Raw genomic sequence first — 25,995 nt, 5'->3', positions numbered from 1 at the left:
AGCTTAATGAGGAGTTTTGCTATGTCTGTAGAAACGCTTAATAGCTTGCGCTCACAAATTAAAACTCTGACAGAGCCAGAGTTAATTGAGTTAACTCGTGAATTAGTTATGCGCTTAGACAATTTTGATGCCGCATCAGTTGAACAAGCTTGGCTGAATGAAATAGATAGCAGGGTAAATAAAATAGAAAGTGGCGAAGCAAAGCTCTTGTCTCGCTATGAGTTTGAAACAAAAATGCAAGCGAAACTCAACTCTTACCAATGAGAAAAGTAAGAATATTAGAGGAAGCATCGCAAGAAGCTATTGAAGCTGCTAGCTGGTTTGAAAGTTCTTTACCTGGGTTAGGCGAAGAGTTTTTTAACAGTATTAAAAAAGGGATAGATGTTATTGAAGAAAATATACTACCCTTATCCCCTCTGCCTTATGCCAGTAACTCAAAAGTAAAAAGATTGGTTCTAGATAGATTTCCTTATTCAATTATTGCACTAGAAACCTCAGATGAGGTTATCCTAGTCGCTTTTGCTCATCACTCTAGAAAGCCAGAGTACTGGAAAAATAGAAAGCTATTTTAGCTAAATAAAATCATTAGCTGCTTAGTGTTTTGGTGTGGAAATGTTAGTTATAGCCTTTTAAGACTTAGGATAGATTATGGATTCAGCCACTTATCACCGTTTTGTAGAAATTCCTTTTTCCTTGTTAAAGGCTGACACCTTAGATGCTTTACTAGAGGTGTTTGTAACCCGCCAAGGCTACGATACAACGACCGAGCAAGGTATTTTAAGCTGGACAGAGCAGCTTAAAAAACAATTAAATAAAGGTGAGCTAGTGATTTTGCATGATATAGAAACCGAAACCACTGAAGTAATGACCCTGGAGCAGGCAAAAAAATTTTCCAGCGGTTTAGATTTAGAGGATTAGAAATGACTGAATTTGCCCATAAGTTTTCTGAGCAAGCTGGTATTAATAGCCTAATGGACGACTTAGGTAAGGCGCTGGCTGGCGATGAGCCAATGATTATGATGGGTGGTGGTAACCCGGGCCATTTGGCGTCTGTACAAGAACGCTTGCGTGAAGAACTATTAGCCATAGCCAATGACCCTGCTGCTTTTCAGCGTTTGGTGGGTCAATACGATGCGCCTCAGGGTGAAGCAACTTTTATTAGAGCCTTGGTAGATTTACTCAATGCAACCTACGACTGGGGCTTAACACCAGAAAATATTGCTTTAACCAATGGCAGCCAAGCCGCATTTTTTATGCTGTTTAATTTGTTTGCTGGGCCTTTACAAGCGGGTGGCAAAAAACAAATTTTATTACCCCTAGCGCCTGAATATTTAGGCTATGCCGATGCTGGTTTAGGGCCAGATACTTTTCGTAGTGTTAAGCCTGTTATTGAAGACTTGGGCGATCATACATTTAAGTACCGAGTCGATTTTGAAAAACTAGAACTAGATGAGCAGGTGGGGGCTATTTGTGTTTCTCGCCCAACCAACCCAACGGGTAATGTACTAACAGATGAAGAAGTAAAAAAGCTGCATAAACTAGCGGGTGAGTGGAATATTCCGTTAATTTTGGACGGTGCTTATGGTAGCCCTTTTCCAGAATTAATTTATACAGAAGTAACACCCTTTTGGGATGAGCAGGTGGTTTTGTGTTTAAGTCTGTCTAAGCTAGGTTTGCCTGCGGTGCGTACGGGTATCGTTATTGCTAAGGCTGAAATCATTCGTGCCTTAAGTGGTGCTAACGCCATCATTAACCTAGCAACGGGTAGTTTTGGCCCACAACTGGTTGAGCCACTGGTTAAAAGTGGTGAGATTCTAAGCCTAAGTCGTGAAGAGGTACGCCCTTGGTACCAAGCTAAAATGCACAAGGCTAGGGCTGTACTAAAAGAGGCTTTAGCTGAAGATTGCCCTTGGTATGTGCATCAGCCAGAGGGTGCTATGTTTTTATGGCTGTGGTTTCCTGATTTGCCCATTTCTAGCTATGAGCTTTACTTGCGCTTGAAAGCTAGGGGTGTATTGGTGGTTTCTGGGCATTACTTCTTTCCGGGCATGGAAGATGAGGGTGACTGGCCACACCGCCATGAATGCCTGAGAGTCACCTACTCACAAGACGATGAGCAGGTAGCCGCTGGCATAAGAATTATTGCTGAAGAAGTTAAGCAGGCGTTTGCAAACGCAAGTGTTTAAGCCCTTGTTGATACATTTGCCAAGCAAGGATGCCGGCAAGTAAATTCCCCACCAAAGCCCCTGTAAACAAGCTGTTTATACCACCTAAATAAGCACCTGCCCATAAAAAGGGTAGGTAGCAAACAAATAAGCGAAAAATCGAAATGATTAAAGCTCTTAGGGGTAAGCCGAGTGCGTTGCTGGCAGAAACCATAAGAATACAAACCCCCAGCCCTGAATAGCTAAAGGGTAGCTTTAGTAGGTAATCCATTACTAGGGTTGAAACTTCTACATCTTTAGTTAGTAACTGAGTTAAAGGTTTGCTTAAGGCTAACCAAATAATAGCTATGGCTAGTTGCCAAATAATAATAAAGCGAACTGCTATACGAATGAGTGCCTCTATGGCTTGCCAATCTTTAGCGCCTGCAAAGCGACCTAGTAGCGGTGGTAAAGACATGGTGAGTGCAAGCACTATCACCAAAGAAAACATTTCTAAACGAGCACCTAAGCCCCAAGCGGCAACGGCAGCAACACCAAAGCTGGCCACTAAGCCTGTGGCTAAAAGTGCAGCGACAGCGGGCATTAGCTGGCTAAGTGCTGCAGGACCTGCCATTGCAAACAGGCCGCGAACTTCTGCCAGGCGGTTTAGGTTTATAAAATTCAAGCTAATTAGGTTTCTTTTCCTTAGGCGTGGAAAGGTAAAAAAACCACCCACAGAAAAAGCTGCCACGGTTGCCCAAGCTGCGCCATTTAAACCCCAGCCAAAAGTAAAAATGAAGAGTGGATCTAAAATTAGATTTAGGCTGCTAACCAGCACCATCATTAAGCCTGTAAAGCGAGTGTCACCATTGGCGCGGTGTTGGCTATAACCTAAATAGACCACGGCACCTAACCAAGCGCTTAACAACCAAGGTAACCAGTAGCTTTCAATAATGGATTTTAGGCTTTCATCAGCACCTAAAAAGTTTAAAATTAAATGCCTAGAAAACCAAACTGCTAAACTAAGTAGGGCTAACAGGCTAGTGCCAATCACTAAAATTAAGCCGCCTTGCTGTTTGGCACGCTCTGGATTACCTGCTCCTAAAGTGCGCGAAATAATAGCAGTGGTGGCTATGCCTAAACCTATTTGTAAGCCAATAATGATTTGATGTACGGGGAGGGTGAAACCTAGTGCTGCTAAAGGGTCTATGCCTAAAATGGCGATCCAAGCTGCATCTACTAGCTGATAACTCATTAAAGCTAATACACCAAACAGCATGGGCCAGGTCATTTGAAAAAGGGTTTTCCCTAACCCTTGTTCTTTTATTAGGCTAGTGTTCATACCTAGTTTTGCAGCTCTGCCACCCACTCCAACATGGTTTTATGCATGGCGGGGTTAGGTGCTTCCATAAAGACGATAGTGAAATGGTCTGGATGCTCGGTAATACCTATGGAACGTGGACGTGGTGCCATAGCAGTAGGGCTAGGTAGTTTAATGCCAAAACAGAAGATGATTTGCTTGGCGGCTAGAATATTCTCAGCTATTTCACCTTCTGGCAGGGAGCTGGTATGCGCATAGTGATCAAACTCAGCAATTTTCATTGCCAGGGGGTTGCTGTCAACCTTCTCACTAAAGAAGTTTAGAAAATCATCCACATTTTTAAAGGCTGTGTTGGCTTTTAAAATTTCTACCTGGTGGGTGGGGTACTTGTCTAAAAAATTAGTAAATTGCATGATTTAAATTCCTGAGTGTTTTAGTAGTGCATCTATGTTTGGCTCACGACCACGGAAATCTATAAATAGTTGCATGGCATCTTGTGAGCCGCCTTTTTCTAAAATATTTGTACAAAAGCTAAGGCCTATTTCTGAATCTAAAATACTTTTACCTTTTACATTGCTGGCTTCTTCAAACGCACTGAAAGCATCGGCAGATAGTACTTCAGCCCATTTGTAGCTGTAATAACCCGCAGCATAACCACCAGCAAAAATATGTGCAAAACCGTTTTGGAAGCGGTTGAAGCTGGAGGTGGGTACAACGCTTACGGCTTGGCGAACTTGATCAAGCAGGGCTTGAATCTCGGCTGCTTTGGGTTGCTTGAGTTCTAGGTGTAAGCGGAAGTCGAATAAAGAAAATTCTAGCTGGCGCACCATTTGCATAGCTGACTGAAAGTTTTTTGCCGCCAGCATTTTGTCGAACATGGCTTGGGGCAGGGTTTCGCCTGTTTCTACATGAGCTGTCATTAGGTCTAGCCCTTCTCTTTCCCAGCAGAAGTTTTCCATAAATTGGCTGGGGAGTTCTACTGCATCCCAAGCAACGCCGTTAATACCGGAAACATCGGCCACTTCTACCTGAGTTAGCATATGGTGTAAGCCATGCCCAAACTCATGGAAAAGAGTAGTGACTTCATTGTGGGTTAGCAGGCTAGGCTGTTCGCCAACTGGGGGTGTGAAATTACAGGTTAAGTAGGCAACGGGTAGCTGAATTGCATTTTGTGCTGTGCGGCGGCGATCACGGCAGACATCCATCCAAGCACCACCACGTTTACCTTCTCTGGCGTAGAGGTCTAAGTAAAACCCTGCAATTTGTTCACCCTTGCGTAGTACTTGGTAATAATGGGCATCGGTGTGCCAGCTGCTGACTTGTGGGTCTTGTTTAAATTCAACATCAAATAGCTGACCTGCAACTTTAAATAAGCCTTGGGTTACTTTGTTGGCCGGAAACCAAGGGCGCAGTTCTTCTTGACTAAGGGCGTAGCGTTCTAAGCGAAGTTTTTCTGAATAATAGCCTACATCCCAAGGCTCTAAGTTATTCACACCCTGTTGCTGGGCAAAGTTAGCTAATTCAGTAAATTCTTTTTTAGCTTGGGGGTGGGCTTTGCTGGCTAGGTTGTTTAAGAAGTCCATCACTTCTTCTGGGCTGCGAGCCATTTTCTTTTCTACAGACAGGTGGGCGTAGGATGCAAAGCCGAGCAGCTGCGCTTTTTCTTCTTTAAGCGCTAAAATTTCTTCCATTAAAGGGGCGTTATCAAAGCTGGTATTTTCTGCTTGGTCTGAAGCGCGGGTAACAAAGGCGGTATAAACTTCTTGGCGCAGTTCACGGTTATCGGCATAGGTCATAACTGGCTGAAAGCTAGGGAAATCTAGAGTGAATAGCCAGCCGGTTAAGTCTTTTTCTTTAGCTGCTGCCGCTGCCGACTCTTTGGCTGATTCAGGTAAACCAGCTAGTTGGTTTTCATCGGTGACTAGCTTAGTCCAGGCTTGGGTAGCATCTAATAGGTTGTTAGAAAATTGGTTGCTCAACTCTGATAAGCGTTGCTGAATTTGTGCAAAGCGTTGTTTTTTTGCTTCGGGTAAATCGACACCGCTTAAACGAAAATCTCTAAGAGCATTATCGAGCATTTTCTTCTGAGCCGAGTTTAGGTTGGCTTCAGGGTTATTGGCTAGTGCTTGGTAGGCTTTAAATAATTCTGGGTTTTGGTTAAACCAAGTGGCATATTCTGAAAGCTTAGGCAAGCAAGCCTGGTAGGCTTCACGTAACTCTGGGCTGTTTTTTACGCTATTTAAATGGCTAACGGGTGACCAGCTTCTAGCTAGGCGGTCGCCAGCTTCTTCTAAAGGGGTGATAAGTGACGACCAAGTGAGGTTATTATTTGCTAGTGCAGCTTTAAGCGTGGCTTCTACGGTGGCTTTGTTTTCGTCTAGTAGCTGGTCTAGCGCGGGAACTATGTGTTCTGGTTGAATTTTATCAAAAGCGGGTAAATCAGTGATATTCAGTAAAGGATTACTGGCGGTCATAAAAAACTCCGTAGAAAATAACTGGCTAGCTAAAAGATATGAGGGCTAAGGGTAGGAGTTTCAACTTAATCTTAAGCCACGGATAACACGGATAATTTTGAATAAATCATTTTACAGTCTACTAGCTAGTAACTAAGGTAAACTAGTGATTATTACTTAAACCAGATTTTGGAAGTTTTCAATGACCATAAGAAGTTATCAAGGGGTTATCCCTAAGCTGGCTAAAGATGTTTTTGTTGACCCAACTGCTGTAGTTATTGGTGATGTTGAATTGGGTGAAGGTGCTTCGGTTTGGCCTATGGCGGTGGTGCGTGGTGATATGCACAGAATTCGTATTGGTAAAGCAACCAGCGTGCAAGATGGAGCGGTTTTGCATATTACCCATGCCAGTGATTTTAACCCAGATGGCTTTCCACTGATTATTGGTGAAGAAGTTACCATTGGTCATAAGGCAATTTTGCACGGTTGTACTTTGGGCAATAGAATTTTAGTAGGCATGGGTGCAATTGTTATGGACGGTGCAACCGTGGAAGATGAAGTAATTATTGCGGCAGGTGCTTTAGTGCCGCCGGGTAAAACTTTGCCTAGTGGTTATGTTTATGCGGGAAACCCGGCTCGTCAGATGCGTGAAATCACTGAAAAAGAGCGGGCTTTCTTTAGTTATTCTGCAGCTAATTATGTGCCTTTGCAGGCCAAGCACCGTGCAGAAAACTGGGAAGCTTAACAATGACTAGAGATAAACCTTTGTCTTTTAATCAGCGATTACGTGCTCTAAGCCCTTGGCAACAATTGGTTTTTATAACTGTTTTGGCTCAACGTAGCGCAATTAATTATCAGTTATTTTGTGAAGCGGTAGATTTTGGTGAACCGACAGCTTTAAATAAGTTGTTAGGTTTATTGTGGGAAAGCCAGTTATCTAAAGAAGCAAAAATTAATTGGGCTGTGCAACAAGAAAAACTATCTGAGTTACAGCCTGACCCAGAGGCTTATGATGTTTATGGCGTTTACCCTGCCTTAGATGCTGCTATGGCAGTGGAACTAGCTATTGAACAAGCTTTGCAAGCTGATGCAGAAAACACCATTCGAGCCAGTAAATTATCGCGCTCTACTGTTCGCCAGTTTTTAATAAAGCAGTTACCAGAAGCCTTTGATGAAGAGCAAGAAAGCATCTGGTTAAGGGCTCAGCCTTTAATGGATGACGAAAATGCTTTTCAAGATGAGCTGTTAGCACAGGTTACTTCGGCTAGTTCTCCACACCCTGTATTGATGCGCCAGTTACGTGATTTGGCATATAATCAAGGCTTTAGTAATTTAGGCATAAGTTTGGATTAATAGCTTTACAGCTTTTATACAGTTTTTGCTTGGTGTTTAAGTTAGTCTAGTGAGTGTTTTGCCGCTAGACTCACAACGGCTATATAAGATTAGTATTTCAGGGAGTAAATTATGCGTTTTAGTGCCTTGTTGGTTGTGTTGGCTCTAGGGTTGTTTGCCTTGCCTTCTGGTGTGGTGGCTGAAGATGAAGTGAGCTTGTCCGATACGTTCTATGTTCCTTTGCAGCCTGCTTTTGTTACCAATTATGGTGGGCCTGGTCGTTTAAAGTATTTAAAAGCAGACATTACCTTAATGGTGCAAGGGCTGGAGGCTCAACAAATTGTTGAGCAGCAATTAGCCTTAGTGCGCAATACAATTGTATTTATCTTGTCGCGACAAAATGAAAACAATGTGGTGACTTCTGCAGGGCAGGAGCGGATACGTCAGCAGCTATTGCAAGGCTTGCATGATGCTTTTACTCGTGAGGTAGGCGTACCGCTGATTGAAGAGGTTTTGTTTACTAACTTTATTTACCAGAACTAGCTTTGAGTAAAACACGGTTTAACGCTTACTTAATGGCTGTTAAACCGTGTTATTTATTAGCTGGTAAAACGCATCGAAAGGTCTAGGCTTTGAATGTCTTTGGTGAAAATACCTAAGGAAATATAGTCTACCCCTGTTTCTGCCATTGCAACTAAGCTGCGCTTGTTTATGCCGCCACTGGCTTCTAGCTTGGCTTTTCCTTGAGTAAGTTTAACTGCCTTTCGAGTTTCTTCTAAAGAAAACTCATCCAGCATTATCCAATCTGCACCCGCGGCTAGGGCTTGGTCTAGCTCGTCAAATGTTTCTACTTCTACCTCGACAGATTTGCCAGGCGCTAACTTTTGCGCTGCTGCAACGGCTTTAGCAATGCTACCTGCAGCAGCTATGTGGTTTTCTTTAATTAAAAAAGCATCGTATAAGCCTAGGCGGTGGTTAAAGCAGCCACCGCAGGTAACTGCGTACTTCTGTGCTAAGCGTAATCCTGGCAGAGTTTTGCGTGTATCGAGCAGGCGAACTTGGGTGTGAGCAACTAGGTCTGCGTATTCACGGCAACGGGTGGCGGTGGCTGACAAGGTTTGTACAAAGTTTAAGGCAGTGCGTTCGCCAGTTAAAAGTGCGCGAGCTGGCCCTTCAAGCCTGAATAGGGTTTGACCAGCAACCACTCTCTCACCTTCTTTAACCAACATAGCTACAAATACTCGTGTATCTATTTGTCGGAAAACCTCTTTAACCCAAGGGCCGCCGCTAAACACGCCAGCTTCTCTAGTTATAACTCTCGCTTGGTTAGTGCGCTCGGCGGGAATTAGCTGTGCAGTAATGTCGCCACTACCTAGGTCTTCTGCTAGTGCTTGGGCAACGTCTTGTTGAATTTGTGCTGGGTTTGGTGGTGTTAAAGGCTGAATGGATAAGGGCATGCTGAATAGGCTCCGCAGATTTCTTAATTGCTAAATTTTAGGCATTATAGGGTGATAAGTCATTCAGTGTTAAGGGTAGAGTTAAGTTAGATGCAGATTAAAAACCATTGGTTGGTCGAGGCTAGGGCTTGTCCTTCACCTTTTTTTAATGAACGCCCGAATAACGAACTAAGCCTTTTAGTGATTCATAATATTGCTTTGCCACCTTTAACCTATGGGGGTAGGGCAATTGAGCAGCTGTTCACTGGCAGTTTACCCTTAGATGAACACCCCTACTTTGAAGGCTTGGAAGGGATTAAAGTTTCTGCACACTTACTTATTCGTCGTACAGGTGAACTGGTACAGTTTGTAGCTTTTGATAAACGGGCTTGGCATGCGGGTGTATCTAACTATGCTGGGCGAGTGGAATGTAATGATTTTTCAGTTGGTATAGAGTTAGAGGGTTCAGATAATCAACCCTATACTGAGAAGCAATACCAACAGTTAACACTGGTCACCAAGGCATTAATAGACCATTATCCATTATTAACTAAAGACCGTATTTGTGGGCACGATGCAATTGCACCAGGAAGAAAAACAGACCCAGGCAGCGCATTTAACTGGTTAAGTTATCAACAAAGCTTGTAAGTCTTGAGTGGCTTTTATTAGGAGTTATCGATGAAGTTTTTTGTAATGCTGGCGGTACTTCTGCTGCGTAATTTTTATGGACAAAAATTAACTCAGCCAATAGATAAAGCATTTGGCGGTTGGCAAGCTTACATTGCAAAGCGTCTTAAACAAGACTTGGGTTCTTCTGCGGTATTTTTATTAAGCTGCATGCCTTGGGTTTTGCTTTTGTGGTTGCTGCTTTGGTGGTTAGATGGTGTGTATTGGTCTTTGCCTGTCTTGGGCTTGCACTTGCTAGTAGTTTTTTATGCTTTGGGTAGACGCTGTGATTTAGTTTGGGTGAGTCGCTATATGACTGCTTGGCGGCAAGCAGACTTTGAAGCAGCTGGTTATTATGCAGCTGAAATTTTAGATGAACCTATTAGCGATATTAGTGATAGAGAGCTGCATGCTAGAGTGGTTTCTCGTCTGGTGGTCTTTGCTTTCGATCGTTTATTTTTAGTTTTATTTTGGTATTTGCTGCTGGGGCCAGTGGGGGCTTTATTAGCACGTTTGTCTGAGCAGGCGATTACTAATGCACGGCATCAAGCTAATCAGTTGACTGTTCAAGAAGGTGAGTTGTTAACTTGTTGTGATGAGCAGGTTATTCGTTTCCAACAGGTGATGCATTGGCCGGCCGCAAGATTAATGGGGCTTACACTTGCTGTAACAGGGAAGCCTTGGTTAGGCTTGCGCCAGTTTGTAGTTGATATATTTCGCTGGAAGCTTTCTACGGAAGTTTTTTTGAATCGCCAATTAATGGCTGGTTATGGCTGGTTATGTCGAACAGAAGATGCATCTACGGTTGATCAGCGCCCAGTAATGATGACAGAAGCTGCCGATATGGAAATGGCTAACTTAAGAGAAAGGGTGTGGCGCTCCTTAGCAGTGTGGGTTGCAGTGACTGCGCTGGGTGTTATTTTCTGGTTTTAATACTTGTCAAAAGTAGTATTCTTAGGTTAGGGCTTTTTTTTACTTAGTTTTGTAGTAAAATTACAGGAATTGGCTAGCTGGTTGATTTACAGTTAAATCCTTTAGAAACAAGTTATTGTATGGTGCGATGCAGCAAATTCTTTAAATTATCAACCTGTTTAAGCTGCTTAGCCTAGTGGTGACTCGCTAGTCACATCAAATTTATTGGGCCTGATGCTAGAAAGCTGTAGTCAGGCTACATTTACTGTTAGTTCTAATGAATATAAGTGGAGAAATTATATGAATCAGGAGGTTAAAGACCTGGATCCAGTTGAAACTCAAGAGTGGTTAGATTCGCTGGACTCGGTATTAACGAACGAAGGTGAGGAGCGTGGTAAGTTTTTACTAACGCAATTAACCGAGCGGATGCGCCGTGATGGTTCTCAACTACCCTTTTCTATTACCACTCCCCATCGCAACACTATTCCTGTATCACATGAAGCACGTATGCCTGGCGATGTGTATATGGAGCGTAAAATTCGTTCTTTAATTCGCTGGAATGCGATGGCGATGGTGATGCGTGCTAACCGCTCTAACTCTGGTATTGGCGGCCATATCTCTAGCTTTATGTCTAGCGCCACTCTTTATGATGTGGGCTTTAACTATTTCTTTCGCGCACCTAAAGATGACTTTGAGGGCGACTTAATTTACTTCCAAGGCCATAGTGCGCCGGGTATTTATGCGCGTTCTTTTTTAGAAGGGCGCTTAACAGAAGAGCAGTTAGATAACTTTCGCCAAGAAGTCGATGGCAAGGGTATTTCATCTTATCCACACCCTTGGTTAATGCCTGAATACTGGCAGTTTCCTACCGTTTCTATGGGCTTGGGTCCAATTCAAGCTATTTACCAAGCTAGGGTAATGAAGTACCTAGACTCGCGTGAGCAAAAAGAAATTAAAGACCGCAAAATTTGGTGCTTTATGGGCGACGGTGAGTGTGATGAGCCTGAATCTTTAGGTGCTATTTCTCTTGCGGGTCGTGAAAACTACGATAACTTAATTTTTGTAGTGAACTGTAACTTGCAGCGCCTTGATGGCCCAGTGCGTGGTAATGGTCGCATCATGAAAGAACTGGAAGGCGTGTTCCGTGGTGCTGGCTGGAACGTTATTAAAGTGGTTTGGGGTCGTCATTGGGATCCGCTGTTTGAAAAAGACACCAAGGGCTTAATGCAAAAGCGCATGGATGAAGCAGTGGACGGCGAATACCAAAACTATAAGGCCAGCGGTGGTGCTTATACGCGTGAACACTTTTTTGGTGCTGATCCAGAGCTGAAAAAGATGGTAGATGATTTATCTGATGAAGATATTTATGGTTTAAACCGTGGTGGTCATGATCCTTACAAGGTTTATGCCGCTTACCATGAGGCAGTACACAATGCTAATGGCCGTCCAACAGTCATTTTGGCGCATACGGTTAAAGGCTATGGAACAGGCGATGATGGTGAGGCGAAAAACGATACTCACTCGGTTAAATCACTGGAAATGGAAACACTAAAGAAATTCCGTGATCGTTTTGGCATTCCTTTAAATGATAAACAGCTTGAAGACGTACCTTTTTATAAGCCAGAAGATGATAGCCCAGAGATGCGCTATATGCATCGTGCGCGTGAAGCTTTAAATGGTTTTGTGCCTTCACGCCGTGCAGATTTTGAAGCTTTAAAAGTACCTGCCTTAGATGACAAAACCTATGCTGCCATGTTGCAGGGAAGTAAAGGGCGTGAGATTTCGTCGACTATGGCTTTTGTACGAATTTTAACTGGCTTAACCAAAGATAAAGAAATGGGTCACCGAGTAGTGCCTATCGTGCCAGATGAAGCACGTACTTTTGGTATGGAAGGCATGTTCCGCCAGCTGGGTATTTATGCCGCTAAAGGCCAAAAGTACAAGCCTGAAGATTCTGGGCAAATTATGTACTACAAGGAAGATAAAAAAGGTCAAATGCTAGAAGAGGGTATTACTGAGGCAGGTGCTATGTCGGCTTGGATGGCAGCAGCCACCAGTTACAGCAACCATAACTATACGCTAGTGCCTTTCTATATTTACTACTCTATGTTTGGTTTTCAGCGCATTGGTGATTTAGCTTGGGCAGCGGGCGACTTGCAAGCACGCGGCTTTATGGTGGGTGGTACAGCTGGCCGTACAACCTTGAACGGTGAAGGTTTACAACACCAAGATGGCCATAGCCATTTACAAGCAGCGACCATTCCAAATTGCCATACTTACGATCCTACTTACAGCTATGAGTTGGCAGTGATTATTCAAGACGGTATGCGCCGTATGTATGAAGCCAAAGAAAACTGCTTCTACTATATTACGGTAATGAACGAGAACTATGTTCACCCAGAAATGCCAGACCGTGAAGGCATTGCTGAGCAGATTATTAAAGGTATGTACCTGCTTAAAGAAGGCGGCAAAGCTAAGCAAAAAGTACAGCTTTTAGGTTCGGGCACAATTTTATGTGAAGTTGAAAAAGCCGCTGAATTACTAAAAGCAGATTGGGGTGTAGAAGCAGACGTTTGGAGCGCAACTAGCTTTAATGAGCTGCGCCGTGATGCATTGCAGGTTGAACGACACAACTTCTTAAACCCAGAAACTGAACCGAAAAAAGCCTTTATTACTCAGCAGCTAGAAGGTCGTGAGGGTCCGGTCATTGCCGCGACAGATTACATGAAGCTTTATGCTGACCAAGTACGTGCTTGGGTACCTTCTGATTATAAAGTGCTAGGTACTGATGGCTTTGGCCGTTCTGATACGCGTGAAAAGCTACGTTATTTCTTTGAGGTGGATCGTTATTTTGTTGTGGTGGCAGCACTTAAAGCCTTGGCTGATCGTGGAGAGCTTCCTGTAAAAACGGTGAGTGATGCTATGGCTAAGTACGGGATAGACGCTAATAAATCTGATCCCTTGTATTGCTAATGACTAATTGCAAAGTAACGATCGCAACCCAGTTCAGGAGATAAGCTTTGAGTAACGAAACTATTAAACTGCCTGATATCGGCAGCAGTGATGAAGTTGAAGTCATTGAAATCAGTGTTCAGGTGGGTGACTCAATAGAGGTAGAAACCACGTTAATTGTGCTGGAGTCTGATAAAGCCAGCATGGATATTCCTAGCCCTGTAGCAGGGGTAGTAACCAAGGTTTTAATTAACGAAGGTGACAAGGTTAAAGAAGGTAGCCCTATTTTTGAGGTGGAACTAGAAGGCGCTGCCACCTCTGAAACTGAAGAAGCCAAGGAAACTGAGGTGGCTGCAGAACCAGAGCCGGTGATTGCAGCGGCTGAACCTGAGTCATCTTCAGTTGAAGAAGCACCAGCGAGTGTAGGCCGACAAGAGGTTCGTGTACCTGATATTGGTAGTAGCGAAGCAGTCGAAATAGTTGAGGTGTCGGTCAGTGTGGGTGATCAGTTAGCTGTTGAAGATGGGCTGATTACTTTAGAAACCGATAAAGCTTCTATGGATGTGCCTAGCCCTTATGCGGGTAAGCTAGTAGAGTTGAGTGTTAAAGAGGGCGATAAAGTTGCTGAAGGCGACTTAATTGGCTATATCGAAGTGGTAGGTGCTGTTGCTCTCCAGGCTGAAGCTCAGCCTCAAAGTTCTGCACCAGCTGCTAGTCAACCAGCTACTCCAGCTGCCGCACCTGCAGCTAGTGCTTCAGCTCCCTTAGCTAGTCAGCCCGAAGTAGCTAGTGGCGCTGTAACCACGGGTAAAGTTCATGCAGGGCCTGCGGTACGCTTATTGGCGCGTGAGCTGGGTGTAGATTTAACCCAGGTGGTTGGCTCTGCACGCAAGGGTCGTATTGTAAAAGAAGATTTGCAGAACTTTGTTAAGCAGGTCATGCAGCAAACCAAAGCAACCAGCGGTACGGTTGCCGCAGGTGGTGCTGGTATTCCGCCTATTCCACAACAAGACTTTAGCCAGTTTGGAAAAGTGGAAGAAAAGCCCATGGGGCGCTTACTAAAAGCAGGTGCGGTTAACTTGCACCGCTCCTGGTTAAATGTGCCGCATGTCACTCAGTTTGATGAAGCGGACATTACGGACTTAGAAGCCTTCCGTAAATCCATGAAAGCTGAAGCTGAAAAGCAAGGTGCTCGCTTAACACCCCTGCCCTTTATGATTAAAGCCTGTGCTTTGGCACTTAAGGCCTTCCCACAATTTAATGTGTCTTTAGGGGGCGCTGGCGATACATTAATTTGGAAAGAGTATGTCAACATAGGTTTTGCTGTTGATACGCCTGATGGGCTGTTGGTTGTTGTCGTAAAAGATGCAGACAAGAAAAGTGTTTATGAGTTAGCTAGAGAGTCTTCTGAATTAGCGGCTAAAGCACAAAATAAACAGCTTAAAGGCGATGATATGAAAGGTGGCTGTTTCACCATTTCATCCTTAGGTTCTATTGGCGGTACGGCTTTTACACCTATCGTTAATGCGCCTGAGGTAGCTATTTTGGGTGTGTCTAAAGCAAGTATGAAGCCAGTTTGGGACGGTAAAGCTTTTTTACCTCGCTTAATGCTGCCTTTGTCCTTGTCTTACGATCACCGAGCCATTAATGGTGCAGATGCTGCTCGTTTTACTGCCTACCTTGCTCAGCAGCTAAGCGATATACGCAAAATGCTGCTTTAGTCTAGGTTGCTGTTTTAAAAGTGTTTTTCTAAAAGATAAAAACTTCCGTTACCCACGGAAGTTTTTATTTACACAATTAATTTAAACATACGTTTGATTTCTTTGTTAGTTCAGTTATGGTTAGCTAAAGGTTCCAATAAAAATAACAGCTACCTTGCAGAGGGCTGAACAATGTTAAAAACATTCTTAAAGCCGGGCATGGCATTTATGAATCGCCTGGTTTACTTCCAAAAATTTACCTTAATTGCGCTATTGTTTTTATTGCCACTCATCGTATTAAGTGGCGTACAAACTAAGCAGTTTTGGAACGATTTACGTCAACTACAGCTAGAGCGAGATGGCTTGTCTTTACAAGCCGATGTGTTGCAGCTGATTGCTGTATCTGAGGAATATCGCGATTATGCTGCTTTGGCTGATAGCCGTGAAACGCCTGAGTTACGACAAGAGATTAACTTGTTGGCTAACCAATGGTTAGAGCGATTTAATAAACTAGAGCAAACAGCTAACTTTAAACTAGCTGACTCTAACCTTGAGTCGGCTTTAACTAAGTTAAAGGCGCAGGCCGAACGTTTATTTAAGCCTCAATCTAGGCAGGGCAATGTGAGTATGGCGCTCATGCACTACCAGCCCTTGGTAAAACAAACCACTGACTTATTACAGATTTTACGTCAAAGCAGTGATTTGATTAGAGATTCGCGCACTGAAGTGCAGCTCTTGCAGTTGTTGCTTAATACTCAGCTGCCAGACCTTTTAGCGAGTGTTGGTCAGGGTCGTAACTATGGCAGCCAAGTGTTGCTTCAAGCTTATATGGACTCCATTAGCAGTACAGAGTTAGAAAGTGCTTTAGATCAGCTTAATCGTCAAAAACAAAGCTGGCAGCTAACCTTGAGTAGTCTTGAAGCGCGTTCCACTGAATTAGCTAAGGAGTTACAACCCTTAAGTGAGCAAGTTGCTTTAGCTTTAGATAATTTTCAATTCAGCCTGGAAGACAAGGTTCTTTTTGCTTCAAGTTTTGATAGCGGCTGGTCTGGATTTTATGCTGAAAGCCTAAAGGCTCAAAAAGAAATTTTAAGTGTAGGCCAACAGTTTATTCAGCGTTCAGATGTGTATTTACAGGCTGCAGAAATTGAACAAGAAAAACGCTTGTGGATTTTAGGTATTCTGTTGTTTTTGCAAGTAGCTGTTATAGGTTATTTGTATTCTTGCTTTTATGTTTCTATTCACACCAATATGCAGCGCCTTCTTAAAAGTGTTGAGCTTTTAGCCGATGGTGACTTACGCGTAGCACCTAAAACCGCAAGCTGTGATGAAACTGGGATACTAACCCAAGCTTTTGCAAGCATGGCAGAAAAGATGCGAGTGTTGGTGTTCACAGTTAGGGGCAGTGCAGAGCAGGTAACCCAACAGGCTAACCTAGTAGCGGTTTCAGCAGGACAAGCTCAGCAAACCAGTGGCATACAGCAGCAAGAAACTGAGCTGGTAGCTAGCTCTATGAATGAGATGAGTGCTACAGCAACAGAGGTTGCTGAACATGCAGCCGATGCGGCAACTAGAGCAGGTGAAGCGAGATTACAAGCAGAACAAAGCCAAGGTTTGTCAGATGAAATGAGTGATCGAATGCAGCGTTTGGCAGGTTCATTACAAGATGCTGCTAATGCGGGTAAGTCTTTAGTTGAGCGGAGTGCTCGTATTGGTAGCGCTTTAGAGGTTATACAAGGCATAGCTGAACAAACCAATTTATTGGCTTTAAATGCTGCTATTGAAGCAGCTAGAGCAGGTGATGCCGGTCGGGGTTTTGCAGTTGTGGCCGATGAAGTGCGGTCATTGGCTAGCCGTACACAAGATTCGACACATGAAATCGCTGAAATCATTACGGATTTGCATCAAGGGGTGGCGAGTGTCGTCGGGCATATTGAAAAAAGCCATGAAAGAGCAGAGCTAACGGCTGAGCAATCTCAGCAAGTGAGTGAAACTTTAAGTCATATTTTGCAAGCAGTTCAGCAAATTGATGCTAAGAATCAACAAATAGCCACAGCCGCAGAGCAGCAGTCCTCAGTAGCAGCAGAAATAGATGCAAACTTAAGTCGTATTCGTGATGGTGCAGACGAGAGTGCCCAGGGTGCTGAGTCTACGGCTAGTTCAAGTCAGGCTTTAGCCAGCACTACCGAACAATTGCAACAAGGTATTAGTGTTTTTCAGGTAGATTAAACGCTTTGGCTTGCTTATAAAGTGTCTTTATTACGCCTAGAGTATTAGTCCTCGGAGCTTGTCAGCTTCGGGGACAGCATGTATTGTCTTATCTTTCAAAATTACCCAACTTTTTCCTATTACAAACTCATAATAAAATATTGAAGGAGACCTACATGCGTCTGATTCTATTAGGAGCACCTGGTGCTGGTAAAGGCACACAAGCTCAATACATCTGTGAGAAATTTGGTATTCCTCAGATTTCTACAGGTGATATGTTGCGTGCTGCTGTAAAAGCTGGCACAGAAATGGGGTTGAAAGCTAAAGAAATTATGAATGCTGGTGGCCTGGTTTCTGATGACATAATTATTGGATTGGTTAAAGACCGTATAAACGAACCTGACTGCGCCAAGGGTTTTTTGTTTGACGGTTTCCCAAGAACCATTCCACAAGCTGATGCCATGAAAGAAGCCGGCGTTAAGCTAGATTATGTTGTTGAAATAGCGGTTGAAGATGAAGCCATTGTTGAGCGCATGGCAGGTCGTCGTGTTCACCCTGCATCGGGTCGTACTTATCACTTGGTTTACAACCCACCTAAGGTTGAAGGTAAAGACGATGAAACCGGTGAAGACCTAATACAGCGTGAAGATGATAACGAAGCAACGGTTCGTCACCGCTTAACGGTTTACCACGATCAAACAGCGCCTTTAGTTGAATACTATAAAGCTTGGGCTAAACAAGATGCTGAACAAGCACCTACCTATGCTCAAGTTCAGGGTGTTGGCAGTGTTGATGATATTTGTCAGCAAATTTTTAAAGCTTTAGGTGCTTAAAACTTTATGACTTGCATACTGGCTTTAGACACTTCAACTGATGCAGGGTCTGTCGCAGTTTGGCTTAATGGCGAGGTGCTGGAAGATTTTCAGCTTTTGCCTCGCCAGCAAGCACAAGCCTTGCTACCTCAAATTAAAGGGTTGTTAAATAAAGCCGGTATCGAGTTAACTCAGGTCGATGCCTTAGCCTTTGGGCGTGGCCCAGGTTCCTTTACGGGTTTACGCATTGCAGCGGCTAGTATTCAAGGATTAGCTTTAGCGCTAGATAAACCGGTTATTCCTATTTCAACCTTAGAAGCCATGGCTTGGACAGCAATCAACCAACAGGGCATTAATCAAGTTTTAACGCTTTTAGATGCGCGTATGGATGAGGTCTATTACTCTGCTTGGCAAGCTGAAGGTGTTTGGCCTGTGGCCTTAATGGATGAGCAGTTAGCTGCACCTGAATGGGTGAGTTTGCCTGCCTTGGCTAAAGAAGCTCCTTGGGCTTTAGTGGGTTCAGGTGCTTGTTATGCTGAGCGCTTAAACTCTGAAGTTACTGAAAAAATTGCTGTTTATTTGCCAGATGTTTTACCTTCTGCAAAAGCACTAGTGCATTTAGCGCATAGGTGCTGGTTAAAAGGTGAGGTGAAGGATGCAGCTGCAGCTGTGCCCATTTATTTGCGCGATAAAGTGACTCACGGGAGTTAAATAAACTTAATAAGTGATTAAACCACCTGTTTATATTAAGTTTTATAAGTTGGAGCCGATAGTTTAATGGCTAGTCATTCCAATAGCTTACTGTTGAGATAACCAAGATAGCCTATGCGTATTCAAGGTCCCTTTCATACTCATTTACCCTTAGCGCCCAAGCGTCGCAAAAAAAGTTCTGGGCCGGTTGATAATGCATCAGAAGATTCTGCTTCTAGTGCAGCAGGCATTGCTAAGTTTAATCCTGACATTGATTATATTGCCGCCGATGAGCAGTTAAATTTTGATGAGCGTGAGCTTTCTGCTAGTGCTAGACGGGCTTTAAGAGGCTATTGGTCGGTGGCTCATCAAGGGCATTTATGGGCTGAATGGCAGCGAATAGATGTTTATGTTTAAAGCAGCTTTATGGCTCTAGTAACGCCTTCCAGTGTTTTAGTTTCCACTTCTGAATTAGCTTTAGCCAAACTTTGGGCTGAGAAGCTTAATTTACTTCTAGTTGATCGTGCGCCTCTGTCGGGCTTATACCTTCTTTATGATCAGCAGGGCTTGGCCTTGGCTCATGCTGACCTACCTAAAATCAATCCTGTTAGAGTCGACTTTTCTGCTGGCGCTATGGCGCACCGGTTACAGCAGGGTGGTGGTCGTGGCCAAGCTTTAGCTAAAGCTTGTGGATTAAAACAGGGTGTTTCGCCGCGAGTACTCGATGCTACCTTAGGTTTGGCAACGGATGCGGTGGTTCTAACCTCTTTGGGCTGCCAACTACTTGGGATTGAAAGGCATCCTTGGGTCGCTGCTTTGGTAGAAGATGCACTCAATCGTGTAAAAGGTGAAGCAGATTTAGCCTGGTTAGAAGAGGGGTTTCAGTTACAAGCAGGTGATTCCACTCAGGCAATGGCAAGTTTAGCTTCTGCCGCAAGTTTTGAACCCCAAGTGGTTTATTTAGACCCTATGTTTCCTAGCAGTGATAAAACTGCTCAGGTTAAAAAAGAAATGCGCTTTTTTCGTGATCTAGTCGGAAAAGATTTAGATGCAGATGAGTTGTTAGCCCAAGCTTTAGATTTAGCTAGCCATAGGGTAGTGGTTAAAAGACCTAGAAAAGCCCCCGAGTTAGCAGGAAAAAAACCTAGCTTTAGTTTGGTGGGTAAGGCGAATCGATTTGATGTTTATGCCCTGCGCTCCCTGCAAGGCAAGTAGTTTTAGCGACGACGATTCTTTTTTTGATTACCAATTAAGGGTCGAGTTTTTGGCTTTTCTTCGGGTGCATTAAATTGGCAGTAAATATCTAGCAGTAGATCAGGAAGTTGCTTAGCTAGCTGTGCCATTAATTGAGGGTCTTCATCTATTTCTATAAATTCTGGCTCATCGGCAAAAAGCCCAGATAAAGCCATAATGGGTAGAAGTAGCTCTGCCATATCTTTTTCTTGGCTGGCAAACCAGTTATCTTCTTGCTCTATAACGGCTTGCATAAAGCCTGCACACCAGTCAGCTATTTCATCGCTTTCAGTGGCTAAGTCTAGCTCGAAGGGTAGTTCTATACCTCCACCCTGATAGAAGCCTTTTTTTGCTGCATTTACGGCAAGGTCGAATAATTCTACTAGCGTTTGGCTTGCTTCTGTATTGCTAGGTTCGGCAAAAAGCTGTGCCAGCCACTGGCTGGGGCTAGTAGTTTCAGGGGGTAAAGCTTGTGCGGTAAGATAGCCAAGGGCAATATAAAGGTCGGCGTCTTCTTCGTCACTAGAGAGTTGTTCTATACATTCATCGAGCTGTTCCAGCTGTGCATCACTGAGCAACATCTGGGGCAATTCGTTGTCTTGATTCATGGTTGCCTCTGGGTTTAAGTTATTAATTTATGAGAATTTTATAAGGTTAGTAGTGCAAAAGTCTTCATCTATATCATTACAAAGTGAACTAGGCTTGCGTTTACGCACTAGGGTACTCGATTGTTACGCAACTGCAGAGCTCTATTATCTAAAATCTTTTCAACGCCCTGAGGTGTTGATTAACCTGCGTGGTCGTAGTGCTGGAGTGGCTGAACTACAAAATAATCGCTTAAGGTTTAATGCTGTATTGCTAAAAGAAAATGAAACTGAGTTTTTAGCGGAAGTAGTACCCCATGAAGTAGCTCACTTATTGGCTTGGAAACTGTTTGGTTCTGCAATTAGGCCGCATGGTAAAGAATGGCAGCAAATTATGCAGCTGGTATTTCAGTTACCTGCTGCTAGAACGCATAGTTTTGATATAAAGCGTGCAGCTAAAATGGGCTACTTTTATACCTGCGCTTGTGAAGAAAGAGAGCATGCTTTGACCTTAAAAAAACATAACTGGATAAAAGGTGGTAGGCGATATATTTGTTTGTCTTGCAAAAGCCATTTACGCTTTTCAAGAGTGGATGATAATCTTGTGGGATAATGACTGCTCAGTCTTTATGTGTAAGCTGTTGATTTATAAGAATATTTTGTTGCTACCAAGGTCTAATATTATTGGACCGTATTAGCAATGTATAACTTAGCCCAGCAATTCAAGATAAAAACAATCCACCCAGGCACAGAGGCTGAGTCTGATGAGCGAACAACAAAAAGTTTATCCAGTAACACCCGAACTAGCAGAAAGCGCATGGATCAATAAAGAACAATATGCGGCTATGTATAAGGAATCTATTGAAAGTCCCGATACTTTTTGGGGCGAGCAAGGAAAGCGTATAGATTGGATTAAACCCTACACAAAAGTTAAAAATACTAGCTTTGACTCTCACAATGTTGATATACGCTGGTATGAAGATGGAACCCTTAACGCTTCCTATAACTGCTTAGACCGCCACCTAGAAAAGCGCGGTGATCAGGTAGCTATTATTTGGGAAGGTGATAACCCAAATGAAGATAAAAAAATCACTTACCGCGAGCTCTACCATGAGGTGTGCCGCTTTGCTAATGGTCTAAAAAAATTAGGCGTTAAAAAAGGCGAAGTTGTTACCCTGTATATGCCTATGGTTCCAGAGGCTGCTATTGCTATGCTTGCCTGCGCACGCATAGGTGCTGTTCACTCGGTTATTTTTGGTGGTTTCTCACCTGATGCTATAGCGAGTCGTGTTGTAGAATCTTCTTCTCGGGTAGTGATCACTTCTGATGAAGGCTACCGCGGTGGTAAAAATGTTCCACTTAAAGAAAACGTTGATGATGGTTTAAATAATCCTAACGTTAAAACCGTAGAGCATGTTGTTGTATTAAAACGCACGGGTGGCGATGTTGATTGGAATGCTGACCGTGATGTTTGGTGGCATGAGCTAATCGCTGATTGTGCAGATGAGTGCCCCATTGAAGAAATGAACGCAGAAGATCCATTATTTATCTTATTTACTTCTGGTTCTACTGGCGCACCTAAAGGCCTTAAGCATACGACCGGCGGCTATATGGTTTATGCTTCTATGACTCACCAGTATATTTTTGACTATAAGCCAGGTGAAGTTTACTGGTGTACGGCTGATGTTGGCTGGATTACAGGTCACACTTACATTGTTTATGGTCCGCTTGCCAATGGTGGTACTACCCTTATGTTTGAAGGTGTACCTAGCTACCCAGACTATGGTCGTTTTGGTCAAGTGTGTGATAAGCACCAAGTTAATATTTTCTATACTGCACCAACCGCAGTACGTGCCCTAATGGCTCAAGGCGATGATGTGATGGATAGTTCTTCACGTAGTAGCATTCGTCTTTTAGCCTCGGTGGGTGAACCTATTAACCCTGAAGCTTGGGAGTGGTACTACCGAGTCATGGGTAATAGTAAGTGCCCTATCATTGATACCTGGTGGCAAACTGAAACAGGCGGTATTTTAATTGCGCCTTTAGCGGGTGTAACAGACCTTAAACCGGGTTGTGCTTCTATTCCTTTCTTTGGTGTGCAGCCTGCTTTGGTTGACTCTGAAGGTCGAATTTTAGAAGGTGAAACGGAAGGTAATTTAGTTATTTTAGATGCTTGGCCTGGTCAAGGTCGCTCTATTTGGGGTGATCACGAACGCTTTGTTCAAACCTACTTCACTACCTATAAAGGTATGTACTTTACGGGTGACGGTTGCCGCCGCGATGCTGATGGCTTGTATTGGATAACTGGCCGCGTTGATGACGTTATTAACGTATCTGGTCACCGTATGGGTACAGCAGAAGTAGAGTCAGCTATGGTTGCTCACCCTTCTGTTGCTGAGGCTGCAGTGGTTGGCTATCCGCATGACATTAAAGGGCAGGGTATTTATGTGTATGTAACCCTTAATGATGATGTTGAAGCGACTGATGACCTAAAAAAAGAACTCATTAAGTGGGTGCGTAAAGAGATAGGTCCAATTGCATCGCCTGACTTAATTCAGTTCTCTGCCGGCTTACCTAAAACACGTTCAGGCAAAATTATGCGTCGTATTCTGCGTAAAATTGCTGCTAACGAAACGGATGGTTTAGGTGATACCAGTACGCTAGCTGATCCATCTGTGGTAGATGAGCTAATTGAAAATCGCTTAGCTAGATAATGATTAAATTAAAATAGTTTAGTGGTTTTCTAAAGCCCCGCCTTGGCGGGGCTTTGTTGTTTTTAAAGCTTAACTTATTGCTATCTTCGATTGCGCCTTGATTATTTATGGTAAGAATATAATAATGCGTGAGGTTTTTTTACTGCTGAACTGGAGGTTAGTAATGGCATTACGCCACAAAATAATCGTTGCTGATGACCACCCATTATTTAGGGCGGCGTTGCAACAAGCAGTTCGTCAGGCTTTGAGTGATGCTCAAATTGTAGAGGCGGATACGCTTGATGGGGTACATCAAGCTGTTGCTGATAATCCTGATGCTGATCTGATTCTACTAGATTTACATATGCCAGGAGCACATGGTTTTTCGGGTTTGGTTTTTTTGCGTGGCGTAAACCCTGGCATTCCAGTGGTGGTTGTATCGGGTAGTGAGGAAAACTCGGTTATTCGTCGTGCTATAGATTATGGCGCATCTGGTTTTATTCCTAAGTCTTCATCTTTAGATACTATTGCTGCGGCTATACGTCAGGTAATTGAGGGCGAAGTTTGGATTCCACCTGAAATGCTAGGTCAAATGGATGAAATTAGTGAAGAAGAAGCACGCTTTGCTGATGCACTATCATCTTTAACACCTCAACAATTTCGTGTGTTAAATATGCTGACTGAAGGTTTGCTGAATAAGCAGATTGCTTATGAGTTGAATGTTTCTGAAGCTACTATAAAAGCGCACGTAACAGCTATTTTACGTAAGTTAGGTGTGCACTCTCGTACTCAGGCAGTGATAGCTGCTAAGCGTTTAGAGGTAGAAGCACCGAGAGTAACAGATTAATTATTTATTTGGCTTGCAAGCGTTTGCGAGTTTGTAAGACTCGGGTAATCATTGCTCTTAGTGCTGCTGGCTTAACTGGTTTGTGTAAAAGTAAAAAGCCAGCATCACTCACTTCTTCTGCTATTTCATCTGTTCTATCGGCTGTAATAATGATACCGCTGATACTTTCACCTAGGTAAGCTTCAATAGCTTTTAAAGCCATAATGCCTGTTCTGTTGTCGTTTAGATGATAGTCCGCCAGATAAACTTCTGTTGTTTTTTCCTGTTCAATAACTGCTAAGGCCTGTTGCTGACTAGCAGCAGTGGAGACCTCACATTTCCAACCTTGGAGTAGCGCTTGCATGCCTTCTAAAATAAGTGGCTCGTTGTCGATACATAAAACCTTTAAGCCTTCCAAGGTGTTGAAGTTGCGTCTGCCAGGTAAGAAGTTACTGGTAGTTTTTTCAGCGGCAACCTTGGGTACGGTGACTGAAAAAACTGTACCTTTGCCATAGGTGCTGCTGACTTGAATAGGGTGGTTTAAGACTTTAGACATGCGTTCAGCAATTGAAAGACCCAAGCCTAAGCCTTTTTCATTGTGTTTGTCGGGTGTATCTAAGCGCCTAAATTCCTGAAATATTTCTGTTATACGGCTCTCGGGTATGCCAGGGCCGGTATCCCATACTTCAATGCGTAGCGCATCTTTTAAATAGCGACAACCTATAAGAACTTTTCCTTCACCTGTGTAGCGCAGGGCGTTAGATAAAAAGTTTTGCAAAATACGACGCAGCATTTGTGGATCACTTTTAACCCAGGCTTTTGTTTTTACGCGGCGTAACTCTAATTGTCGGTTGCTCGCCATCACACTAAATTCAGCTTTGAGAGGGTTGAGTAGATCTTTAAGAGGAAAGTGGCTGATTTTAGGTTGTAAGGCACCTGCATCTAGTTTAGATATATCGAGCAGAGTGCTTAAAAGTTCTTCAGCTGCCTTTAGTGAATTGTCTATATGGCTGGTTGTTTTTTGTAGCTCTGGCTCTTTTACTTGGTTGGCTAGGGCTGAAGTAAATAAGCGTGCAGCATTGAGTGGCTGTAATAAATCATGGCTTGCTGCTGCCAAAAAGCGGGTTTTAGAGCTATTAGCTTCTTCAGCCTGTTGTTTAGCAAGGCGCATATCTTCTTCTGCTTTTGCTCTAACTTGGTTTTCTTTAAACAGAGCTGTATTTAACTCAGATAAAGCTAGAGTACGTTCTCTTACACGTTCCTCTAAGTTTTCATTGGTTTCTTGCAGTGCTATTTCAATAAGACGACGTTCAGTAATGTCTTGGTAGAGCGCAAAGAAACCAAGGACTTCGCCCGTTTCAGCCAAATGAGGTGTATAGGTTACAAGTGCATAGTGAAAACTACGATTTTTACCTGGTAACTCTAATTCAAAGCTTTGGCGTCTTCCTTCTAGGGCAGCGCGTATAAACGGGCTGCGCTGTTCATAGTCTTGTTTATTCATAACCTTGTAAACAGCTTTACCTATTACTTGGTTACGATCTATACCCATTGCTTCTTCATAAGCCCGATTAGTAAAGAGGTAGTTTAAGTCAGTGTCGAAATAGGCGATAAGAGCAGGAACATTGTCTGTGTAAATACGAATATTATTTTCAGATTGAATTAAGGCTTCTTCTATTGCTTTCTGCTGACTAATATCTTGATAACCTTGGATTCAACTTGCTAGTGCAACAGCCTGTAATTCTTCAAACAATACTTCATTTGGTGTTTTCATTCCAAGTGTTTTCCTAGGTCGGTTATTTAAACGATGCATAATGAATTCAAAATGCTCATCATCTAAGTGCTTAAAGCATGAACCTTTGGGGCAGTATTGACGTATTAAGCCATTTGTATTTTCATTCAATCCACGTTGCCAAGAAGCATAAGGGTCTGCAAAGTAAAAGTCACAATTCAGTGCTTTTGCAATGGCTTGATGCTCAGCAAACTCTTTACCATTATCTGCCGTTAGAGTATGTACTAAACCAACAGAAGCAAAG

25 protein-coding genes and 1 pseudogene are annotated in these 25,995 nt (G+C 43.3%); 19 read left to right on the top strand and 7 right to left on the bottom strand.

Annotated elements, in window-relative coordinates; genetic code table 11:
* The first annotated feature begins 21 nt into the window (after nt 1–21).
* From BP27_RS0113785 to BP27_RS0113770, 4 genes are all read left to right on the top strand, one after another.
* Nucleotides 22–264 carry an addiction module protein gene (locus BP27_RS0113785; RefSeq protein WP_027852021.1) on the top strand — a complete coding sequence of 81 codons (243 nt, stop codon included), beginning with the start codon at nt 22–24 and terminating at the stop codon, nt 262–264.
* Nucleotides 261–572: a hypothetical protein gene (locus BP27_RS0113780; RefSeq protein ID WP_027852020.1), complete on the top strand. Its 312-nt coding sequence runs from the start codon at nt 261–263 to the stop codon at nt 570–572. The genes BP27_RS0113785 and BP27_RS0113780 overlap by 4 nt, the downstream gene beginning before the upstream one ends.
* Before the next feature lie 76 nt (nt 573–648).
* Nucleotides 649–918, top strand: coding sequence for a YheU family protein (locus tag BP27_RS0113775; RefSeq protein ID WP_027852019.1), 270 nt, complete (start codon nt 649–651; stop codon nt 916–918).
* Between the two features lie 2 nt (nt 919–920).
* The gene (locus tag BP27_RS0113770; RefSeq protein ID WP_036240511.1) at nt 921–2,186 is read left to right on the top strand and encodes a valine--pyruvate transaminase; all 1,266 of its coding nucleotides are present in this window, start codon (nt 921–923) and stop codon (nt 2,184–2,186) included.
* On the opposite strand, the gene BP27_RS0113765 is transcribed toward BP27_RS0113770, so the two are convergent.
* The 3 genes from BP27_RS0113765 to prlC are packed head-to-tail and all read right to left on the bottom strand — an operon-like array spanning nt 2,155 to nt 5,939.
* Nucleotides 2,155–3,486, bottom strand: a complete 1,332-nt coding sequence (locus tag BP27_RS0113765; protein ID WP_027852017.1) for an MATE family efflux transporter — start codon at nt 3,484–3,486, stop codon at nt 2,155–2,157. The two genes, BP27_RS0113770 and BP27_RS0113765, sit on opposite strands and share 32 nt — an antisense overlap.
* A gap of 2 nt (nt 3,487–3,488) precedes the next feature.
* The gene (locus BP27_RS0113760; protein ID WP_027852016.1) at nt 3,489–3,878 is read right to left on the bottom strand and encodes a DUF6858 family protein; all 390 of its coding nucleotides are present in this window, start codon (nt 3,876–3,878) and stop codon (nt 3,489–3,491) included.
* A 3-nt stretch (nt 3,879–3,881) separates the two neighbouring features.
* Nucleotides 3,882–5,939, bottom strand: a complete 2,058-nt coding sequence (gene prlC / locus BP27_RS0113755) for an oligopeptidase A (RefSeq protein WP_027852015.1) — start codon at nt 5,937–5,939, stop codon at nt 3,882–3,884.
* Between the two features lie 181 nt (nt 5,940–6,120).
* Here prlC and BP27_RS0113750 point away from each other — a divergent pair, with 181 nt between their 5' ends.
* The 3 genes from BP27_RS0113750 (at nt 6,121) to BP27_RS0113740 (ending at nt 7,793) form a co-directional block, all read left to right on the top strand.
* Nucleotides 6,121–6,663 (top strand): gamma carbonic anhydrase family protein, encoded by a 543-nt coding sequence (locus BP27_RS0113750; RefSeq protein ID WP_027852014.1) that lies wholly within the window; start codon nt 6,121–6,123, stop codon nt 6,661–6,663.
* A gap of 2 nt (nt 6,664–6,665) precedes the next feature.
* On the top strand, nt 6,666–7,271 hold the full coding sequence (locus BP27_RS16490) for a YjaG family protein (protein ID WP_051610596.1): 606 nt from the start codon (nt 6,666–6,668) through the stop codon (nt 7,269–7,271).
* Between the two features lie 111 nt (nt 7,272–7,382).
* Nucleotides 7,383–7,793, top strand: a complete 411-nt coding sequence (locus BP27_RS0113740) for a flagellar basal body-associated FliL family protein (RefSeq protein ID WP_036240509.1) — start codon at nt 7,383–7,385, stop codon at nt 7,791–7,793.
* A gap of 56 nt (nt 7,794–7,849) precedes the next feature.
* Here the strand turns inward: BP27_RS0113740 and nadC are convergent, their stop codons facing one another.
* Complete coding sequence (gene nadC, locus BP27_RS0113735; protein WP_027852012.1) at nt 7,850–8,707, bottom strand: carboxylating nicotinate-nucleotide diphosphorylase; 858 nt, start codon at nt 8,705–8,707, stop codon at nt 7,850–7,852.
* Between the two features lie 90 nt (nt 8,708–8,797).
* On the opposite strand from nadC, the gene ampD reads away from it, so the two are divergent.
* From ampD to BP27_RS0113690, 9 genes are all read left to right on the top strand, one after another.
* Complete coding sequence (gene ampD / locus BP27_RS0113730; protein WP_027852011.1) at nt 8,798–9,334, top strand: 1,6-anhydro-N-acetylmuramyl-L-alanine amidase AmpD; 537 nt, start codon at nt 8,798–8,800, stop codon at nt 9,332–9,334.
* 30 nt (nt 9,335–9,364) lie between these two features.
* Nucleotides 9,365–10,285, top strand: a complete 921-nt coding sequence (locus tag BP27_RS16885) for a regulatory signaling modulator protein AmpE (RefSeq protein WP_051610595.1) — start codon at nt 9,365–9,367, stop codon at nt 10,283–10,285.
* Between the two features lie 279 nt (nt 10,286–10,564).
* Nucleotides 10,565–13,237, top strand: a complete 2,673-nt coding sequence (gene aceE / locus BP27_RS0113720; RefSeq protein ID WP_027852010.1) for a pyruvate dehydrogenase (acetyl-transferring), homodimeric type — start codon at nt 10,565–10,567, stop codon at nt 13,235–13,237.
* A 47-nt stretch (nt 13,238–13,284) separates the two neighbouring features.
* Nucleotides 13,285–14,937 carry a dihydrolipoyllysine-residue acetyltransferase gene (aceF, locus tag BP27_RS0113715; RefSeq protein ID WP_027852009.1) on the top strand — a complete coding sequence of 551 codons (1,653 nt, stop codon included), beginning with the start codon at nt 13,285–13,287 and terminating at the stop codon, nt 14,935–14,937.
* A gap of 171 nt (nt 14,938–15,108) precedes the next feature.
* The gene (locus BP27_RS17285; protein ID WP_027852008.1) at nt 15,109–17,145 is read left to right on the top strand and encodes a methyl-accepting chemotaxis protein; all 2,037 of its coding nucleotides are present in this window, start codon (nt 15,109–15,111) and stop codon (nt 17,143–17,145) included.
* A 155-nt stretch (nt 17,146–17,300) separates the two neighbouring features.
* On the top strand, nt 17,301–17,957 hold the full coding sequence (adk, locus tag BP27_RS0113705) for an adenylate kinase (protein WP_027852007.1): 657 nt from the start codon (nt 17,301–17,303) through the stop codon (nt 17,955–17,957).
* A 6-nt stretch (nt 17,958–17,963) separates the two neighbouring features.
* Nucleotides 17,964–18,647, top strand: coding sequence for a tRNA (adenosine(37)-N6)-threonylcarbamoyltransferase complex dimerization subunit type 1 TsaB (gene tsaB / locus BP27_RS0113700; protein WP_027852006.1), 684 nt, complete (start codon nt 17,964–17,966; stop codon nt 18,645–18,647).
* A gap of 114 nt (nt 18,648–18,761) precedes the next feature.
* Complete coding sequence (locus tag BP27_RS0113695) at nt 18,762–19,043, top strand: hypothetical protein (RefSeq protein ID WP_027852005.1); 282 nt, start codon at nt 18,762–18,764, stop codon at nt 19,041–19,043.
* 9 nt (nt 19,044–19,052) lie between these two features.
* On the top strand, nt 19,053–19,841 hold the full coding sequence (locus BP27_RS0113690) for a class I SAM-dependent methyltransferase (RefSeq protein ID WP_027852004.1): 789 nt from the start codon (nt 19,053–19,055) through the stop codon (nt 19,839–19,841).
* Nucleotides 19,842–19,843: 2 nt separating this feature from the next.
* On the opposite strand, the gene BP27_RS16480 is transcribed toward BP27_RS0113690, so the two are convergent.
* Nucleotides 19,844–20,467: a YecA/YgfB family protein gene (locus tag BP27_RS16480; RefSeq protein ID WP_036240507.1), complete on the bottom strand. Its 624-nt coding sequence runs from the start codon at nt 20,465–20,467 to the stop codon at nt 19,844–19,846.
* A 52-nt stretch (nt 20,468–20,519) separates the two neighbouring features.
* Between BP27_RS16480 and BP27_RS0113680 the strand changes: the two genes are divergently transcribed.
* The 3 genes from BP27_RS0113680 to BP27_RS0113670 all read left to right on the top strand — a co-directional run bounded on the left by BP27_RS0113680 (nt 20,520) and on the right by BP27_RS0113670 (nt 23,983).
* Entirely contained in the window at nt 20,520–21,056 is a 537-nt protein-coding gene (locus BP27_RS0113680) for a SprT family zinc-dependent metalloprotease (RefSeq protein WP_211251319.1), read from the top strand.
* Nucleotides 21,057–21,207: 151 nt separating this feature from the next.
* Nucleotides 21,208–23,157, top strand: a complete 1,950-nt coding sequence (gene acs / locus BP27_RS0113675; protein WP_027852002.1) for an acetate--CoA ligase — start codon at nt 21,208–21,210, stop codon at nt 23,155–23,157.
* 163 nt (nt 23,158–23,320) lie between these two features.
* Nucleotides 23,321–23,983, top strand: a complete 663-nt coding sequence (locus tag BP27_RS0113670; RefSeq protein WP_027852001.1) for a LuxR C-terminal-related transcriptional regulator — start codon at nt 23,321–23,323, stop codon at nt 23,981–23,983.
* A 4-nt stretch (nt 23,984–23,987) separates the two neighbouring features.
* Here the strand turns inward: BP27_RS0113670 and BP27_RS16475 are convergent.
* Together BP27_RS16475 and BP27_RS0113660 are read right to left on the bottom strand one after the other, a co-directional pair.
* A pseudogene (locus BP27_RS16475) lies at nt 23,988–25,664 on the bottom strand (ATP-binding response regulator); the annotation flags it as partial.
* Between the two features lie 9 nt (nt 25,665–25,673).
* On the bottom strand, nt 25,674–25,995 hold a 322-nt coding region (locus BP27_RS0113660; protein ID WP_027849786.1), incomplete at its 5' end, for an IS30 family transposase.

This window comes from Marinospirillum insulare DSM 21763 (assembly GCF_000686905.1).
GTDB classification, from domain to species: Bacteria; Pseudomonadota; Gammaproteobacteria; order Pseudomonadales; family Halomonadaceae; genus Marinospirillum; species Marinospirillum insulare.
The sequence above is the reverse complement of the archived record's forward strand: the minus strand, read 5'-3'. Positions and strand labels throughout refer to the sequence as shown.